The sequence below is a fragment of the Hafnia alvei genome (assembly GCF_900095695.1).
Lineage (GTDB): Bacteria > Pseudomonadota > Gammaproteobacteria > Enterobacterales > Enterobacteriaceae > Hafnia > Hafnia alvei_B.
In genome coordinates this window covers 1-17960 of sequence record NZ_FMIQ01000003.1, presented here as the reverse complement: position 1 = coordinate 17960, position 17960 = coordinate 1, and the positions used below count along the sequence as shown (strand labels likewise).

The window sequence follows — 17960 nt, the reverse complement described above, 5'->3', positions numbered from 1 at the left end:
TCTTGTTAATGAGGAAATAAAACATTACGCGCCCGTTTTGTCCTCCCCCTGCGAAGGGGGAGGCTGGAGGGGGTCTTACAACCCTTTACTCTTCGCTATCGCCCGGCCCCACTTTGAGCTGCTCTGGCATTTCCACATCAACGCGTTCGATACGTTGCAGGCCACGCGGTAACAGCGTGCCTTTACGTCCACGTTCAGCGCGGAATTTCTGCAATTCCTGTGGTTTCATCACCAGTTTACGCTTGCCAACATGCACCGTGATTGACGTTTGTGGTGGCAGTACAAACAGCCACGCCAGTTTATCTTCACCCGATGCGGCCTGCGCGGAAGGAATGGACACAATCTTATTGCCCTTGCCTTTCGATAGCTGCGGCAGATCGTTGACAGGGAACATCAACATACGGCCAGCCTGAGTGATCGCCAGCAGCATGTCGTCTGGTCCGTTAATTTCCAACGGTGGCAGCGCTTTGGCATTTTCAGGCAACGTAATCATAGCCTTACCCGCACGATTACGCGCAATCAAATCATTGAAGGTACATACGAAACCATAACCGGCATCCGACGCCATCAACAGTTTTTGGTCATCAGCGGCCATCAGCACTTGCTCAATGGTTGCGCCCGGCGGTGGTGTTAATTTACCGGTTAACGGTTCACCCTGCCCTCGAGCAGATGGCAACGTGGTTGGATCAAGCGCATAGCTGCGCCCCGTAGAGTCGATAAACACCACCGGCTGATTGCTCTTGCCACGCGCGGCGGCGCGGAAGCTATCACCGGCTTTGTAACTTAATCCCGTAGGATCGATATCATGGCCTTTCGCACTACGCACCCAACCGCCTTCCGATAGCACAATCGTCACCGGCTCAGATGGAATAAAGTCGTGCTCGCTCATGGCTTTCGCTTCTTCACGCTCCTGCAGCGGAGAACGGCGATCGTCGCCATACGCCTGTGCATCAGCCTGAATTTCTTTCTTAATCAGCGTATTTAGCTTACGTTCAGAAGCTAATAATGCCTGCAGATGATCGCGTTCTTTGGCTAATTCGTCCTGCTCACCGCGAATTTTCACCTCTTCCAATTTGGCAAGGTGACGCAGTTTTAATTCCAGAATCGCTTCGGCCTGCGTTTCTGAAATCGCAAAGCGTTCAATCAGTTTCGGCTTGGGTTCATCCTCAGTACGAATGATGTGGATCACTTCATCAATATTGAGGAACGCCACCAGCAAACCTTCCAGAATGTGCAGGCGCTTCAACACTTTTTCCAAGCGATAGTTCAAGCGACGGCGCACGGTATCACGGCGATACGCTAACCATTCGGTCAGAATTTCAAGCAGGTTTTTGACCGCTGGACGATTGTCCAAGCCGATCATGTTCATGTTGATACGGTAGCTTTTTTCCAGATCGGTGGTAGCGAACAGATGTGTCATCACCTGATCCATATCCACGCGGTTGGAACGCGGCACAATCACCAAGCGAGTTGGGTTTTCGTGATCGGATTCGTCACGTAAGTCCTCAACCATCGGCAATTTCTTCGCTCGCATTTGGCTGGCGATTTGCTCCAACACCTTAGCGCCTGAAGTCTGATGCGGCAGCGCACTGATCACCACTTCGCCGTCTTCTTTTTTCCAGATCGCACGCATGCGTACTGAACCACGGCCGGTGCGATAGATCTTACGGATCTCCTCGCGCGGCGTGATGATTTCAGCTTCCGTTGGATAGTCAGGACCTTGAACATGTTCAAGGATATCGTCCAACGTCAGATTTGGTTTTTCGATCAAATCAACCAGCGCAGCGGCCAGTTCACGCACGTTGTGCGGAGGGATATCCGTTGCCATACCCACGGCAATACCCGTGGTGCCATTCAGCAGAATGTTTGGCAAACGTGCAGGCAGCGTTTTAGGCTCCTGTAGTGTGCCGTCAAAGTTTGGCGTGTAATCAACCGTTCCCTGACCCAGCTCACCCAGCAACACTTCAGCGTATTTAGACAGGCGAGATTCGGTGTAACGCATTGCGGCAAACGACTTCGGATCGTCCGGTGCCCCCCAGTTTCCCTGACCATCGACCAACGGATAACGATAGGAGAACGGCTGAGCCATCAAAACCATGGCTTCATAACAGGCGCTATCGCCATGCGGATGGTATTTACCCAGCACGTCACCGACGGTACGCGCTGATTTTTTAAATTTGGCGCTGTTGCTTAAGCCCAGCTCTGACATCGCATACACGATACGACGCTGTACCGGTTTTAATCCATCACCGATAAAAGGTAACGCCCTGTCCATGATGACGTACATGGAGTAGTTGAGATAGGCGTTCTCTGTAAATGTGTGCAGCGCTTGGCGCTCGCTGCCGTCATGGATCAGATCGCTCATTAATAATCCTCTGGCCGCCGCCCTAACTGAATATATAAAACAGTCCGCAGCGGGACTTCACGACTGTCTTGGTCTGTACATACTCTAAAGAATTCACGCAGCCAACGCACATGCAACTCGAAGTATGACGGGCATAATTGCCCGCGATAGTAACTCATCTTTTATAGGACTGTCACAGGGATATAGGATCGCCCTCTATCCATCATGCAATGCGATACCTCACAAAACCGATCTTCATCACAGATAGCAGCGTTTTAAAGTATCGCAAAGCATAAAAAAACGGGCCGCCAAGGCGACCCGTTATCAGGATGATAGGCGTACGGACTAAACGTCCAGATCGGCCATATCACCTTTTTCCTGCAACCAGTTACGACGATCTTCGGAACGTTTTTTCGCCAGCAACATATCCATCACCGCCATAGTCTGCGCGATGTCAGTGTCATCAATGGTGAGCTGTACCAATCGGCGCGTATTCGGATCGAGCGTAGTCTCACGCAGTTGGAGCGGGTTCATTTCACCCAGTCCTTTGAATCGCTGTACGTTTGGCTTACCTTTCTTGCGCTTGAGCTGTTCCAGCACGCCCGCTTTCTCTTCTTCATCCAGCGCGTAGTAAACTTCTTTGCCCAGATCGATACGGAACAACGGCGGCATCGCAACATACACATGCCCACCGCGCACCAAGGCTTGGAAGTGGCGTACAAACAGCGCACACAGCAACGTGGCGATATGTAAACCGTCGGAGTCAGCATCCGCCAAGATACAGACTTTACCGTAGCGTAGTTGGCTGAGGTCTTCACTATCAGGATCGATACCAATGGCAACGGAAATATCGTGCACTTCCTGAGAGGCGAGCACTTCGTCGGAAGAGACTTCCCACGTATTCAGAATTTTACCTTTCAGCGGCATGATCGCCTGATATTCACGGTCACGCGCCTGCTTGGCAGAGCCGCCTGCGGAATCCCCTTCCACCAAGAAAAGCTCGGTGCGGGAAAGATCCTGCGCGGTACAGTCAGCTAATTTACCCGGCAGCGCTGGCCCACTGGTCAGCTTCTTACGGACAACCTTTTTCGCAGCACGCATACGGCGTTGAGCGCTAGAGATTGCCAGCTCTGCCAGTTGTTCCGCCACCTGTACGTTTTGGTTAAGCCAAACGCTGAAAGCATCCTTAACAATGGCAGAAACAAAAGCCGCGCACTGACGCGAAGACAGGCGTTCTTTGGTTTGTCCTGCAAACTGCGGATCCTGCATTTTCACCGAGAGCACATAAGCACAGCGCTCCCAGATGTCATCGGCAGAGAGCTTAACGCCGCGCGGCAGCAGATTGCGGAATTCGCAGAATTCACGCATCGCATCCAGCAACCCCTGGCGCAGGCCATTAACGTGCGTACCGCCTTGCATGGTTGGGATCAGGTTAACGTAGCTTTCGGTTAATAGCTCACCGCCTTCAGGCAGCCATAACAGCGCCCAGTCAACGGCTTCGGTATCACCTGAGAATGAACCGGTGAACGCCTGTTCTGGCAACGTAATCAAACCGTTAACGGCTTCCATCAGGTAGTCAGTCAGACCGTCCTGATAGCACCAACGCTGTTCGGTGTTGTTCAACTTGTCTTTAAAGACGATTTCTACACCTGGGCACAATACTGCTTTAGCCTTCAGCAGATGGTTGAGGCGAGAAACTGAGAATCTTGGGCTATCGAAGAACTTTTCATCAGGCCAGAAATGCACGCTGGTGCCCGTATTGCGTTTACCGCAGGTGCCGGTAACGTGCAGGTCTTCAACTTTGTCGCCGTTCTCAAACGCCATTTGGTACACCTGTCCGTCGCGGCGCACGGTGACCTCAACACGCTTAGAAAGGGCGTTAACTACCGAGATACCTACGCCGTGCAGACCGCCGGAGAACTGATAGTTTTTATTCGAGAATTTACCGCCTGCATGCAAACGACACAGGATCAGTTCAATAGCGGGGACACCCTCTTCAGGGTGAATATCCACTGGCATACCACGCCCGTCGTCAATCACTTCAAGTGATTGATCGGGATATAAAATGACCTCAACGCGAGATGCGTGGCCAGCCAGCGCCTCATCGACACTGTTATCTATGACTTCCTGACCCAAATGGTTTGGGCGCGTGGTATCGGTGTACATACCCGGACGACGGCGCACGGGTTCTAGGCCGCTGAGAACTTCAATAGAGTCAGCGTTATAGCTGGATTGAGTCATGGTATGAATCGTATAAGTCGTTAGTTAGCGTCGACCAAACGGCACACGCTGGTGTGTCGTTCAGTGGTGATAGACGTACCACGCAGAGTTACTCGGTGGTAAGCCCTAAAAAATCGACGATCTGTGGGAAGAATCGCTCGAAACCAACGAAGCTGTGTGAACCCTCAGGCTCAATGGTCTGACGGCATAACGCGTAGTAAGCCACAGCTTGTCGATAGTCCAGAACTTCATCACCGGTTTGCTGTAATAACCAGAGGAGATCTGGCGATTCCAATGGGTCAACCTGCATGACTTTCAGATCGTAAACGTGGCGAGACTCTAACACATATTGCTGGCCGGTGTAGGGATTCTCGTTTTGCCCTAAAAAGTCGATGAGCAGTTCATACGGCTTCACCGCAGGGTTCACAACAACCGCAGGCAAGGTAAAGCATTGTGAAAGCCACGTCGCGTAATAACCCCCTAAAGAAGAGCCCACCACGCCCAGCGGACGCCCCGCACGCGACATCACAATCTCCTCCAACATTTCAGCCGCATCGGAAGGATAAGGAGGAAGTTGAGGGATCAACATGGTGATTTCAGGATGGTGAACAGCAAGCCACTGCTTAAATGCGGTGGCCTTGGCGGAGCGAGGTGAACTGTTAAAACCGTGGAGATATAAAAGCGTGGGCATCATTAATAGCCGTCAGAGTCGAGATCCGGTCTGAATTCTGTACCTTCTAAGCGGTGCAGTTCAGTCGTGAGCGTCCCATCTGGATGCAGATCCAGATAACGCCAGCCGGGCGATAGAGTATCAATTGTGAAGTTAGTGCATAAAGGTTTGAACTGAATACAGGTCGACGGCGTAGCTAACAAACGACGCCCCTGCCATTCTAGATCCAAATCCTGATGAATATGTCCGCACAGCAACGTTTTCGCCAGAGGGTGATGTTGCAGAACCTCCCCTAGCATATGCGCATTGCGTAAACTGTGCTGATCGAGCCATGTGCAGCCAGAAGGCAGCGGATGGTGGTGGAGTAAAATCAACGAATGACGCGCTGGATACAGCGACAGAGTACGATCCAACCATTCGAGTTGATACTCGCTAAGTTCTCCGTGGGGAACACCAAAAACTTGGCTATCAAGCAGGATAATCTGCCAATGATCGCCCAGCAGCATATGCTTAGCTGGATCCACGCCAGCATCAGCTAACGTATCGACCATCGCGGGTTGGAAATCATGATTGCCCGGCAGCCACAGACAGGTTTTATTCAGCGTTGCGATACCTTTTGCGAAATGCTGGTATGCCGCCACAGAGTGATCCTGCGCCAAATCTCCCGTTGCGACAACGATGTCATAAGGGCGGGATTGGGCATGGATCGCCTCTAGCACTGCGTGGTAGCTGCGGTAAGTATTAACGCCCAATAACGTCTCATGCTCACCCGCAAACAAATGCGTGTCTGTGATTTGTAAAATCCTAACCGGAGCCCCACGTGCTACGGTTAGTTGAAACAGGCTTTCCAAATGGTGTCCTTTGTGACTTTAGTCTGCCAAAAATCTGTAAAAATAATCATTGCGCTGGTTGTTAGGGCTCAGTGCAGTAAAACAGGCTCTAATATACGGGAATTGCCATAACACCGTGCGTTAGGCAATGGTGCAACCAATCCGCAAGAAACTGGTTAATTTGATGCTTTTCGTCGCGCTGATGCAACTTTTTATTCGGATAATCATAGCGTGCTTTGAACCGAGAGATCTGTTGGCTTGCACACACTTCCGCAACCATAGCGTCATGATACAGACGCACACTCATCGAAGGTAAGCCCCAAGGGCCCGGTGCTGGCTCCGTCTGGGTAATTTCAGCCATTGATGTATAGCGCGTCGATTCGATAATTTTTATCTGATAACTCGCACCGTTGACCCGATATCCCTGCGATTCACCCACTTCATCCTTGCGCGGCAGTAAACGGCGCAATTGCGCATAATTAGTCTCGCACAGTCTCATCATTAGAGGAAAGTCTGGGGAATAACGCTTTATCATATTAAGAATTCCACTCGCGGCGAAGCGACTCATGGTGCAACGCCAGCCACTGTAATGCAATAACCGATGCGGCATTGTCTATCACGCCCTCTTCTACCCAGCAATACGCTTGCTCACGGCTGACCACATGCACGCGAATATCCTCGTGCTCTTCAGGAAGCCCGTGAATACCCGATGCTTTTGCTGCGTCAATCTCACCGACCATAATCGACAAGCGCTCACTGGTGCCGCCAGGACTCGCCAAATAGCTCAGCACAGGCTTACAACGTTGGACGTGGATCCCCGCTTCCTCCTGTGCCTCACGGCGCGCAACATCTTCCACTGACTCGCCGGGTTCAATCATTCCCGCCACCATTTCGAGCAGCCACGGCGTTTCGCTTGAGTCGTATGCCGGAATACGGATTTGCTCCACCAGCACCACTTCATCGCGTTTTGGATCGTAAGGAAGCAGCACCGCCGCATGGCCGCGTTCAAAAACTTCACGCACAACCTCACCGCTCATGCTGCCATCAAATAGACGATGCCGAAAACGATAGCGTTCTAGCGAAAAAAAGCCGCGGTAGAGTGATTCCCGTGCAATAATTTCAACATCATTTTGACCAAATGTGACGGGTGATGATTTATTTTCGCTCATACGGCTAAATTCCTAAATGTAGTGTGATTATTAGCATGGATATTATTGATTTAAGGTCAAAGTGAAAATACTCAATCACTTTACCCTTTATTTAGGTAAATTAAGGGGGATGGCACGTAAAGCCACGCTCCTTAAGATACGGTCTCTGTTAGAATCGGCGGCTATATGACTTTAGTCAGCGTTACAATAGCAACTTTGCTGCACAACAAGGAATGCAAATGAAGAAACTGCTCCCCCTTCTTATTGGCCTGAGCCTTGGTGGCTTTACCACGTTAAGCCATGCAGAAAACCTGCTGCAGGTATATCAGCAAGCCAAGGAAAGCAACCCAGATCTGCGTAAAGCTGCGGCAGATCGTGATGTGGCTTTTGAGAAGATTAATGAATCCCGCAGCCCGCTGTTACCTCAGCTCGGCTTGGGCGCAGACTATACCTATACCAATGGGATGCGTGATAACGACGGCTTGAACTCGAATAATTACGGCGCGTCGCTACAGCTGACCCAAACTATTTTTGATATGTCTAAATGGCGTCAGCTCTCTTTGACTGAAAAACAGGCGGGTATCCAAGACGTCTCTTATCAGTCTTCAGAACAGACTTTGATGCTGAACTCTGCGACTGCTTACTTCAACGTACTGCGCGCGATTGACGCGTTGTCTTATATTGAAGCAAACAAAGAAGCGATTTATCGTCAGTTAGACCAAACCACCCAGCGTTTTAACGTAGGTCTGGTTGCTATCACCGACGTGCAGAACGCCCGCGCTCAATACGATCTCGTTTTAGCTAACGAAGTCACCGCGCGCAACGATCTGGATAACTCTCTGGAAGCACTGCGTCAGATTACCGGTCAGTACTACGGTCAGTTGGACTCTCTGAACGTTGATCGCTTCACCACCAGCAAGCCAGATAACGTTAACAGCCTGCTACAAGAAGCTGAAAAACGTAACCTGTCATTATTGAGTGCTCGCTTGAGCCAAGACTTGGCGCGTGAACAGATTAAATACGCACAGACAGGTTATATGCCAACGCTGGATCTGACCGCATCTTCTGGCGTGAGCAACACAGATTACAACAGCTTGTCCAATAGCCAAAAAGCCCAGAACTCAAACGGCGCTAGCAGCTATCAGGGCCAGAACACCATTGGTTTGCAGTTTAATCTGCCGTTGTACTCTGGCGGAGCGACTAACTCTCAGGTTCAACAAGCGCAATACAACTTTGTTGGCGCCAGTGAATCTCTGGAAAGCGCACACCGCAGCGTAATTCAAAACGTTCGTTCTTCCTTTAACAACATCTCCGCGTCTATCAGCGGCGTTGAAGCTTATCGTCAGGCTGTGATTTCGGCGCAAAGCTCTTTGGAAGCAACCGAAGCAGGTTATCAGGTGGGGACTCGTACCATCGTTGACGTGCTAAACGCGACGACTACGTTGTACAGCGCAAAAGAAAGCCTGTCTAACGCACGTTATGATTATCTGATCAGCCAGCTCAATATTAAATATGCCTTGGGTACGCTGAACCAGAACGATCTGATGGCCTTGAACGGCGGTCTAACCAAGCCTGTTTCTACCACGCCGGACACCATTGCTCCGCAGGGTAAAGATCAAGCGGCACAGGTTAACAGCGATTACAACACAGCCGCTTCAGCCCCAGTGGCTCAACCGGCTTCAGCATCAACCACAACATCTAGCAGCAGCAAAGGTAAAAACCCTTTCCGCAACTAATGTTAGACGTTTGATGTCGTTAATCAGAAGGGCGGATTTCCGCCCTTTTGTTTTTTTGAACCATAAGCCCCTGTTAGCATCTAGCTCACGGAATTTATTCCCCTTTCTCGCTTTAATAGCTGCATATCTTTAATTGATGGATTTTATGAGTGCAGCCAGATACTTCTCTCGACCGTTGGATCTATTTCTTCTCTCACGGCAATCTGCCAGAGACAATGCGTCCTGCACAGCCCATTTATCAATCATGGATCCGCTGCCAAAAGCTGATGCAGCCTATGCCGTGGAAAATGCCACATCGTGCCGCAGGCGCAACGTTACGCTCTATTTGCCAACGTAAAAACGATCTGCTGGTTCTGGGCCAGGCCGCATTGGAAGATGCCTACGAATATATGGAATCTCGCCCCTGCGTTTTGCAGATCCTAGACGAAAGCGGCTGTTTACTTTGGCAGTGTGGGCACATCAAAACGCGCACGGCTCTCGCGGAGCTTGGGTTTGATATCGGCAGCTATTGGGCAGAGGGGCACATCGGTACCAATGCACCTGCCTTAGCGATGCGCGATGGAAATCCGGTGCAGGTTCACGGCGACGAACATTTTAAGCAAGCCTTACGTGCGTGGCACTGCTGCGCAACGCCGGTCTACGACAACAGTGGCCGGCAAAGAGCGGTGATTGTCATCGCATGCCTGAATCACGACTATGCCGCCAGCGATTTGCCTTTAACATTGGCGATTGCCCGCGAGATCGGTAACTCACTGCACACGGATGCTCTGCTCTCGGAAACCAATCGCCACCTTAATGAACTGTATGCTTTGCTAGACGGCGTGGAAGACGGCGTTTTAGCGTGGGATCACAACGGCTGCCTGCAATATCTTAACCATCGCGCCGCTGGCATCTTGCTGTTAGATGAGCAAAACAGCCTCGGCCGTCCACTTCCTTCATTGATCACGCTGCCTTCTCTACTTCAACACGCCATTGAGCAACGCCTGCCGCTCAATCATGTCGAGATGACGTTTGAAAGCCGTAAGCAGTTCATCGCAACGCTGATAACGTTGAAACCCGTGCCTGACGGTGAACACTGTGGATTCATTGCGTTACTACATCCATTGGACCAGCTACGACGCTTGGTGAACCATCAGCTTGGCAAAGTCAGCCAAACCTTTGAACAAATGCCTGCGGCATCGTTAGATATGCGACGGTTACTGCGATATGGTCGCCAAGCTGCACGAGGCCAGCACCCTATTTTACTGCTGGGCGAAGAGGGCGTCGGTAAAGAGCTGTTAGCGCAGGCGATTCATAATGCCAGCGAACGGGCAAACGGTTCGTACATCGCCATAAACTGCCAAACGTTGGTGGAAGGTCAATTTGCCAAAGAACTGCTCGGCAGCGATGCAACCGAAACCGATTCGGGTTTACCCAGCAAATTTGAGCTGGCAAACGGCGGCACACTCTATCTGGAACAAATTGAATATTTGCCGCCTGAAATGCAGTCAGTACTGCTACAAATTATCAAAACCGGCGTACTTATGCGGCAGAACTCCAGCCGCGTCATTCCAGTCGACGTACGGATCATTGCCGCAACCGGCGCCAATTTGCCGCTGCTAGTGAAACAGGGTCGTTTCCGTCGTCAGCTGTTCTACACGCTGCAATCCTTCGAACTTCAGATCCCACCACTTCGCCAACGGCAATCCGATATTCCGCTGCTAGTGACTCACCATTTGAATACGCTAGGCCAGCACTTCCATTGTCGTTACCACATCGATGAAGCCGTGCTATCACAGCTTCGCGATTATCCTTGGCCAGGTAACGACCAGGAATTAAAAGGCGTCGTTGAGCGTGCCGCGATGATTTGCCAGCACAACCATATCCGCATGGCAGATTTACCCGAGCATTTGATGACGGAAAAGTTGGCGGTTGAGCCAGAGAGCCAGCTGCTTATGCCCGTGATGTCGTTGCAAGACGCCGAGCGTCAGGCGATTATCCGAGCAGCGCACGCCGCACAGGGTAAACCACATGATATGGCAAGAATGCTGGGGATTGGGCGTACTACGTTATGGCGCAAACTAAAACAATATCAGTTAGAGATGGACCAGTTTAAGAATGAGTGATGTGGTCAGGTTAAGACCCCCACCCAGCCTCCCCCTTTGCAGGGGGAGGGGCAGATCGAGCTAATCTTAAATCTGTGAGCTATTTGCTCTGCCTCAGTAAGGAGAGAAACAGATCGAGTGTGATGTTTAGGCTTGCTCAGCCTTTACTAACATATTCGCTTCATAAGCCTTGGCTTTTTTACGATCGAACTGGTGTTCCCATTTAGCAATTACCAGTACCGCTAAAGCATTACCCACTACGTTTAGCGCAGTACGTGCCATATCCAGAATACGGTCAACACCGGCAATGAACGCCAAACCTTCTAACGGTATACCCACGCTGCCGAGCGTAGCCAATAGCACCACAAATGAAACGCCTGGCACACCGGCAATACCTTTAGAGGTCACCATTAACGTCAGTACTAAAACGATTTCTTGGCCGATAGACAATTCAATGCCGTACAGCTGTGCAATGAAAATAGCCGCAATACTTTGATAAAGCGTAGAGCCATCCAGATTAAACGAGTAGCCGGTTGGTACCACGAAGCTAGTGATAGATTTTGGTGCACCGTAGGCTTCCATCTTCTCAATAATTCGCGGCAATACCGTTTCGGAACTCGCAGTGGAATAAGCCAAAATCAGCTCATCTTTGAGGATCTTAATTAAGGTCCAGATGCTGAACTTACACAGTTTGGCGACCGAGCCCAAAACGACTAATGCAAAGAAGATAATTGCAAAGTAAACCAGCACAACCAGCTTGGCGAGCGGTACCAAAGACGCAAAACCAAAGTTCGCGACGGTCACAGAAATCAGGCCAAATACCCCGATAGGCGCGTAGCGCATAATCATATGGGTCACTTTAAACATGCTTTCCGAAACGGCTTTGAACACCTTCAGCAGTGGCTCTTTGGTCTCTTTTGGCAGCGAAGACAAGCCCAGACCAAACAGCACTGAAAAGAAGATGATTGGCAAAATATCGCCTTTGGCCATCGACGCAAATAGGTTGGAAGGGATCAGCGCTAGAATGGTCGAAACCAGACTGTGCGAACCGCTTTGCACCTGTTCTGTCGTCTTTTCGTATTGCGAAATGTCGACGGTGGCTAGCGTTGACATATCAATGCCGTGCCCCGGTTGGAAGACGTTCGCCAGCGTAATCCCCACGATAATCGCCACCGTGGTGATCACTTCGAAGTAAATAATGGTTTTAAGACCGATTCGGCCTAGTTTTTTGGCGTCACCAACGCCAGCGATACCCACGATAAGTGTCGAAATCACTATCGGGATAACAATCATCTTGATCAAACGAATAAAGATATCACCAGCAGGGCTCAGAATATTATTCACCAGCCAAACGCGAGACTCTTCCTGATTGTGCAAAACAGCGCCAACAATAATACCCAAAATTAATGCAGCGACGATTTGCCAAGCGAGCGTAAACTTAAATTTTTTCATTCCAGAAAATGTTCCTCAATTATAATAGAGCCTACCCAGCTTCTTATATTTATCTGCAGATGTAGTTTTATAGTCTAAAGGATTGACCTCGTTCCTATCACGACCTGTCCAACCGTGACCTATATTCTGTACCATTTTGCACGGGCTTTCCGCAAGCCAATATTAAATCGGAATGTACGCTGAAACCGCGTCAGAATAGACTTCCTCTAAAATAAAATCACAAATAACCAATTGTTATAAAAGAAAATATTAAATCAATACAACACAAAACACGCGTGCATATTCATGCGATTAATTATGCATATGTTTTAGTATAATTTTGAGCTGAAACGAATAATTAGTCGATTGATAGCGAGGTATTATGCACCATCATGGTGCAGTCATAGATATATTCCTACCTCATTATCTTTAATATGGAGAAAAAATAAACTTATCACACCCTATTTTCTATTCTCTGATAATTCTAATAATAGATTCTTCTCTTTATTTTCTTATAGCTCGATTATTAGCGGATATATTGTTACCCCACGTAATTTCATTCATTTTCTTATAATTGAGCACCACTCCATTTATCAATCTTAGATGAGCAAATACTAAGCCCACTCTTCTCTCTATCGCCTTGCTAGATATCAATATTTTTATTGCGTGATCAATCGCGCAAAAAAGACACAAATAGAGCGCGCAAAACAGATTTAACCTTATATTGACATAATATTAACATCCGCAAGGAGGATAACGATGAGCCAGATCCATAAACATTCGATTCCTGCAAACATTGCAGAACATACCCTGATTAATCCACAGATGTACCGTGAACTCTATCAACGTTCAGTTAGTGACCCCGATGGTTTTTGGGCCGAGTACGGAAAAATTGTTGATTGGATGAAGCCCTATAGCAAAGTAAAAAATACTTCATTCGATCCCGGACATATCAGCATTCGCTGGTTTGAAGACGGCACCTTGAACTTGGCAGCTAACTGCCTTGACCGCCATTTAGAAGAGCGCGGCAACCAAACGGCGATCATCTGGGAAGGTGATAACCCGCAGGAAAGCAAAACGGTTACCTATCGCGAACTGCATCACGATGTCTGTCGTTTCGGCAACGTGCTTAAAAAGCTCGGCGTGAAAAAAGGCGATGTAGTCGCCATCTATATGCCGATGGTGGTTGAAGCGGCGGTGGCGATGCTTGCATGCGCACGCATTGGTGCCATCCATTCCGTGATTTTTGGTGGTTTCTCTCCAGAGGCCGTTGCAGGACGCATTATCGATTCCAATTCAAAGGTGGTGATTACCGCCGATGAAGGCCTGCGTGCAGGCCGCCCTATTCCACTCAAGAAAAACGTCGACGACGCACTGAAAAACCCAAATGTTAAAAGCGTTGAACACGTGGTGGTCTTCAAACGCACTGGCAAGCAGGGGGAATGGAATGAGAAGCGCGATTTCTGGTGGCATGACCTGATTGAGCAGGTTGATGCTAATTGTCCAGCCGAAGAAATGAATGCCGAAGATCCGCTATTCATTTTATATACCTCTGGTTCAACCGGTAAGCCTAAGGGCGTGTTGCATACTACCGGTGGCTATTTGGTTTACGCCGCAACCACGTTCAAATATGTCTTTGACTATCATCCTGGCGATATCTATTGGTGCACCGCCGATGTGGGTTGGGTCACTGGTCATAGCTATCTGCTGTACGGCCCGCTTGCGAACGGTGCGATTACGTTGATGTTTGAAGGCGTACCTAACTATCCCGGCGTAAACCGTTTATCACAGGTCGTGGATAAGCATCAGGTAAACATTCTATACACTGCGCCGACCGCAATTCGCGCATTGATGGCGGAAGGCGACAAAGCAACCGAAGGCACACAGCGCACCTCTTTACGCATCATGGGGTCGGTGGGCGAACCTATTAACCCAGAAGCATGGGAATGGTACTTCAACAAAATCGGTAATGGGAAATGCCCGATTATGGACACTTGGTGGCAGACCGAAACCGGTGGTTTCATGATCACACCGCTACCGGGAGCCACCGAGCTTAAAGCAGGTTCCGCAACGCTGCCTTTCTTTGGTGTACAACCTGCATTGGTGGATAACAGCGGCGTACCGCAAGAAGGTGCCTGCGAAGGCAATCTGGTTATGGTTGATTCATGGCCGGGTCAGGCTCGCACATTATTCGGCGATCATGACCGCTATGAGCAAACCTATTTCTCCACCTTTAAGGGCATGTATTTCAGTGGGGATGGTGCACGTCGAGATGAAGATGGGTACTACTGGATCACCGGACGCGTTGATGACGTGCTCAACGTTTCAGGACACCGTTTGGGAACAGCTGAAATTGAGTCGGCTCTCGTCTCTCATCCAAAGATCGCAGAGGCTGCGGTGGTCGGCGTTCCGCATAATATTAAAGGACAGGCGATCTACGCTTACATCACGCTCAATCACGGAGAAGAGCCAACGCCAGAGCTCTATACCGAAGTGCGCAACTGGGTGCGTAAAGAGATTGGCCCGATAGCCACGCCGGATATTTTGCACTGGACTGATGCACTACCTAAAACCCGTTCTGGGAAAATTATGCGCCGCATTCTACGCAAGATTGCCGCCGGTGATACCAGCAACTTGGGGGATACCTCAACGCTGGCAGATCCGGGCGTTGTCGAGAAGTTGTTAGAAGAAAAACAATCAATGGAAGTTTCATCTTAATTAGTCGTATGACCTGTCGCCGCCTGAGCGCGGCAACGAGTTGACTTCATGGGCATATCCCCTCAAAAGGCTATGCCCACGGGGCAGCTTTTATTCAATCAATGCCTTACTAGGAGTCGCTCTGATGAATGATGCCATTTATCAAAGGATTGAAAATAACCCGCGCTTCAAGGAACTGGTGCAAAAACGTGAAAGATTCGCTTGGACACTTTCATGGATAATGATGATCCTGTATTTCGGCTTTATCCTACTCATCGCTTTTGCGCCCGGCTGGCTAGGGACACCGATATCTGAAGGTTCTAGCGTAACCCGTGGGATCCCTATCGGTATAGGCTTGATTGTGGTTTCTTTCCTGTTAACTGGTATCTATGTTATTCGGGCAAACGGCGAGTTTGATCGTCTCAACCATCAATTATTGCAGGAGGTTGAGCAATGAAATCTCGCCTTTTAACCCCGTTATTTTTGGCAATACTGCCTTTCTCCGGTCATGCCGCCGACGCCATTACGGGCGCAGTTGAAAGACAGCCGCTAAACATTCAAGCCATCGTTATGTTTGTCATATTTGTTGGCGCGACGCTTTACATCACCTATTGGGCCTCCAAACGTACTCGTTCGCGTAAGGACTATTACACCGCGGGTGGCAACATTACCGGCTTGCAAAATGGCCTCGCTATGGCGGGTGACTTCATGTCAGCCGCATCCTTCTTAGGTATTTCCGCGCTGGTTTATACCTCTGGCTATGATGGACTGATTTACTCTTTAGGCTTCTTAGTTGGCTGGCCAATCATGCTATTTCTGGTTGCAGAACGCCTGCGTAATTTAGGGCGTTATACCTTTGCCGATGTGGCTTCTTATCGTCTTAAACAAAAACCGATTAGGACACTTTCAGCCTGTGGATCGCTGGTGGTTGTTGCCCTCTATTTGATTGCACAAATGGTGGGTGCCGGAAAGCTTATCGAGCTGCTGTTTGGCCTGAACTACCATGTCGCCGTCGTTTTAGTCGGTGTGCTTATGGTGATGTATGTACTCTTTGGCGGCATGCTGGCGACAACATGGGTACAAATCATTAAGGCAGTTCTACTACTGGCTGGCGCATCTTTCATGGCCATCATGGTGATGAAATCAGTCGGTTTCAGCTTCAACACGCTGTTCAATCAAGCGATGGAAGTCAATCCCAAAGGCCCCGCGATTATGCGACCCGGCGGATTGGTTTCGGATCCCATCAGTGCATTGTCTCTTGGCTTAGCCTTGATGTTCGGCACCGCAGGTTTGCCTCATATTTTGATGCGTTTCTTTACCGTTAGCGATGCGAAAGAGGCTCGTAAGAGCGTGTTCTATGCCACCGGTTTTATGGGGTACTTCTATTTTCTAACCTTCATCATCGGTTTTGGCGCTATCGTATTAGTCGGCTCGAATCCAGCCTTTAAAGATGCAGCAGGCGCACTGATCGGTGGTACCAACATGGCAGCGGTTCACTTAGCCGATGCGGTAGGAGGAAGTTTCTTCCTTGGCTTCATCTCTGCAGTCGCCTTCGCCACTATTCTGGCGGTAGTTGCAGGACTGACCCTAGCCGGAGCATCTGCGGTATCTCATGATCTCTATGCCAACGTATTTAAACAAGGTACAGCAACCGAACGTGATGAGCTGAAAGTCTCAAAAATCACCGTATTGGTGCTTGGACTTGTGGCTATTGGTTTAGGTATTTTGTTCGAGAATCAAAATATCGCCTTCATGGTCGGCTTAGCATTTTCTATTGCCGCTAGCTGTAACTTCCCAATACTTATCCTTTCAATGTATTGGTCAAAGCTCACTACAAGAGGTGCGATGGTCGGAGGCTGGTTAGGTCTGTTGACCGCGGTGATACTGATGATTTTGGGGCCAACGATTTGGGTCAAAGTGCTCGGCCATGCTGCTCCAATCTATCCCTATGAATATCCGGCGTTATTCTCAATGGCCGCCGCTTTTATTGGGACATGGCTATTTTCTATCACGGATAATTCAGAAGCTGCAGTGCAAGAACGCGGACGTTTCTACTCACAGTTTGTGCGCTCACAAACGGGTGTAGGGATCTCACAGGGCACGTCTCATTAATCTATTAGGGCTCTTCGGAGCCCTATTATCAAAATCACTCCATATCTTGCCGCTGATCAAATACCTCTCTAGCCTCCGTGTCGCTCATTGTCCTATCGCTGGAAAATACAACTAATCCATTGTTAACAAAAGCAAACCTAGCGGTTATCTCTTTTAATACACGCTCTTCAACCTGTGATAATCCTCCATGATTCATTTCAAGCGCATGTACTAATAAATCGCAGTATAGGCCAGGAAACAATATACGAAGTAGGCTAGAAAGTAGGCCTGGGCGACTAAGGAATTGGTTGGTTCTAGACATTACTTGGCTGCTGAGCTCACGTACTAGCTTCTCTGCCTCAAAGAAGTTACCAACGAGTAAACGCTCTGTCGTAAATGCCGCGGAACCTGACACTTCCCGCTGTGTATCAACGTTACGCACCGTCATTTTATTTTTACGAATTTGAACATAGATGAGAGCCATACAGCATATCCTTGCTTATTAAGTCTGCGCTAAAAATGCAGGATACAGGGTGAGAGAAAAAATAAAACTTACGATTGAATTTAGCTAAGGCGGGCAACCTTTAAGGTTATTTTGGGATTTATAAAAGCAAAAAACCCCAGTCTTTCGACTGAGGTTCTTTACTTGATTTAAAGCCTAGCAGTTTACGCTGGGCTTCCTGCCCAGCGCCCTTCGGGCCAACGCTTC

At 49.3% G+C, this 17960-nt stretch carries 13 protein-coding genes; 5 read left to right on the top strand and 8 right to left on the bottom strand.

The features are described 5' to 3' along the window. Positions 1 to 85: 85 nt before the first annotated feature. The 6 genes from parC to nudF all read right to left on the bottom strand — a co-directional run bounded on the left by parC (position 86) and on the right by nudF (position 7233). Positions 86 to 2365, bottom strand: a complete 2280-nt coding sequence (gene parC, locus BN1044_RS00265; protein WP_072307062.1) for a DNA topoisomerase IV subunit A — start codon at positions 2363 to 2365, stop codon at positions 86 to 88. A gap of 324 nt (positions 2366 to 2689) precedes the next feature. Continuing rightward, positions 2690 to 4585 (bottom strand): DNA topoisomerase IV subunit B, encoded by a 1896-nt coding sequence (parE, locus tag BN1044_RS00260; RefSeq protein WP_040044745.1) that lies wholly within the window; start codon positions 4583 to 4585, stop codon positions 2690 to 2692. An 88-nt stretch (positions 4586 to 4673) separates the two neighbouring features. Continuing rightward, positions 4674 to 5255, bottom strand: a complete 582-nt coding sequence (gene yqiA / locus BN1044_RS00255) for an esterase YqiA (RefSeq protein ID WP_040044744.1) — start codon at positions 5253 to 5255, stop codon at positions 4674 to 4676. 2 nt (positions 5256 to 5257) lie between these two features. Next, positions 5258 to 6085 (bottom strand): 3',5'-cyclic-AMP phosphodiesterase, encoded by an 828-nt coding sequence (gene cpdA / locus BN1044_RS00250; RefSeq protein ID WP_072307061.1) that lies wholly within the window; start codon positions 6083 to 6085, stop codon positions 5258 to 5260. Between the two features lie 88 nt (positions 6086 to 6173). Beyond that, complete coding sequence (locus tag BN1044_RS00245) at positions 6174 to 6599, bottom strand: DUF1249 family protein (protein ID WP_072307060.1); 426 nt, start codon at positions 6597 to 6599, stop codon at positions 6174 to 6176. A gap of 1 nt (position 6600) precedes the next feature. Then, positions 6601 to 7233, bottom strand: a complete 633-nt coding sequence (gene nudF, locus BN1044_RS00240; protein ID WP_072307059.1) for an ADP-ribose diphosphatase — start codon at positions 7231 to 7233, stop codon at positions 6601 to 6603. Positions 7234 to 7451: 218 nt separating this feature from the next. Between nudF and tolC the strand changes: the two genes are divergently transcribed. Both tolC and dhaR read left to right on the top strand, forming a co-directional pair. Beyond that, the gene (gene tolC / locus BN1044_RS00235; protein ID WP_072307058.1) at positions 7452 to 8948 is read left to right on the top strand and encodes an outer membrane channel protein TolC; all 1497 of its coding nucleotides are present in this window, start codon (positions 7452 to 7454) and stop codon (positions 8946 to 8948) included. A 215-nt stretch (positions 8949 to 9163) separates the two neighbouring features. Continuing rightward, a complete protein-coding gene (gene dhaR / locus BN1044_RS00230) occupies positions 9164 to 11053 on the top strand; it encodes a dihydroxyacetone kinase operon transcriptional regulator DhaR (RefSeq protein WP_072307133.1) in 1890 nt (629 codons plus the stop codon). Positions 11054 to 11179: 126 nt separating this feature from the next. On the opposite strand, the gene gltP is transcribed toward dhaR, so the two are convergent. Then, positions 11180 to 12484 (bottom strand): glutamate/aspartate:proton symporter GltP, encoded by a 1305-nt coding sequence (gltP, locus tag BN1044_RS00225; RefSeq protein WP_072307057.1) that lies wholly within the window; start codon positions 12482 to 12484, stop codon positions 11180 to 11182. A gap of 738 nt (positions 12485 to 13222) precedes the next feature. Between gltP and acs the strand changes: the two genes are divergently transcribed. The 3 genes from acs to actP all read left to right on the top strand — a co-directional run bounded on the left by acs (position 13223) and on the right by actP (position 17272). After that, positions 13223 to 15181: an acetate--CoA ligase gene (gene acs / locus BN1044_RS00220; protein WP_072307056.1), complete on the top strand. Its 1959-nt coding sequence runs from the start codon at positions 13223 to 13225 to the stop codon at positions 15179 to 15181. Positions 15182 to 15305: 124 nt separating this feature from the next. Continuing rightward, positions 15306 to 15617 (top strand): DUF485 domain-containing protein, encoded by a 312-nt coding sequence (locus BN1044_RS00215; RefSeq protein WP_040044737.1) that lies wholly within the window; start codon positions 15306 to 15308, stop codon positions 15615 to 15617. Beyond that, positions 15614 to 17272: a cation/acetate symporter ActP gene (gene actP, locus BN1044_RS00210; RefSeq protein WP_072307055.1), complete on the top strand. Its 1659-nt coding sequence runs from the start codon at positions 15614 to 15616 to the stop codon at positions 17270 to 17272. Before BN1044_RS00215 ends, actP begins: the two co-directional genes overlap by 4 nt. A 34-nt stretch (positions 17273 to 17306) precedes the next feature. Here actP and BN1044_RS00205 read toward each other — a convergent pair whose 3' ends face one another. After that, positions 17307 to 17735: a YjaA family stress response protein gene (locus BN1044_RS00205; RefSeq protein WP_072307054.1), complete on the bottom strand. Its 429-nt coding sequence runs from the start codon at positions 17733 to 17735 to the stop codon at positions 17307 to 17309. Between the last annotated feature and the right edge of the window lie 225 nt (positions 17736 to 17960).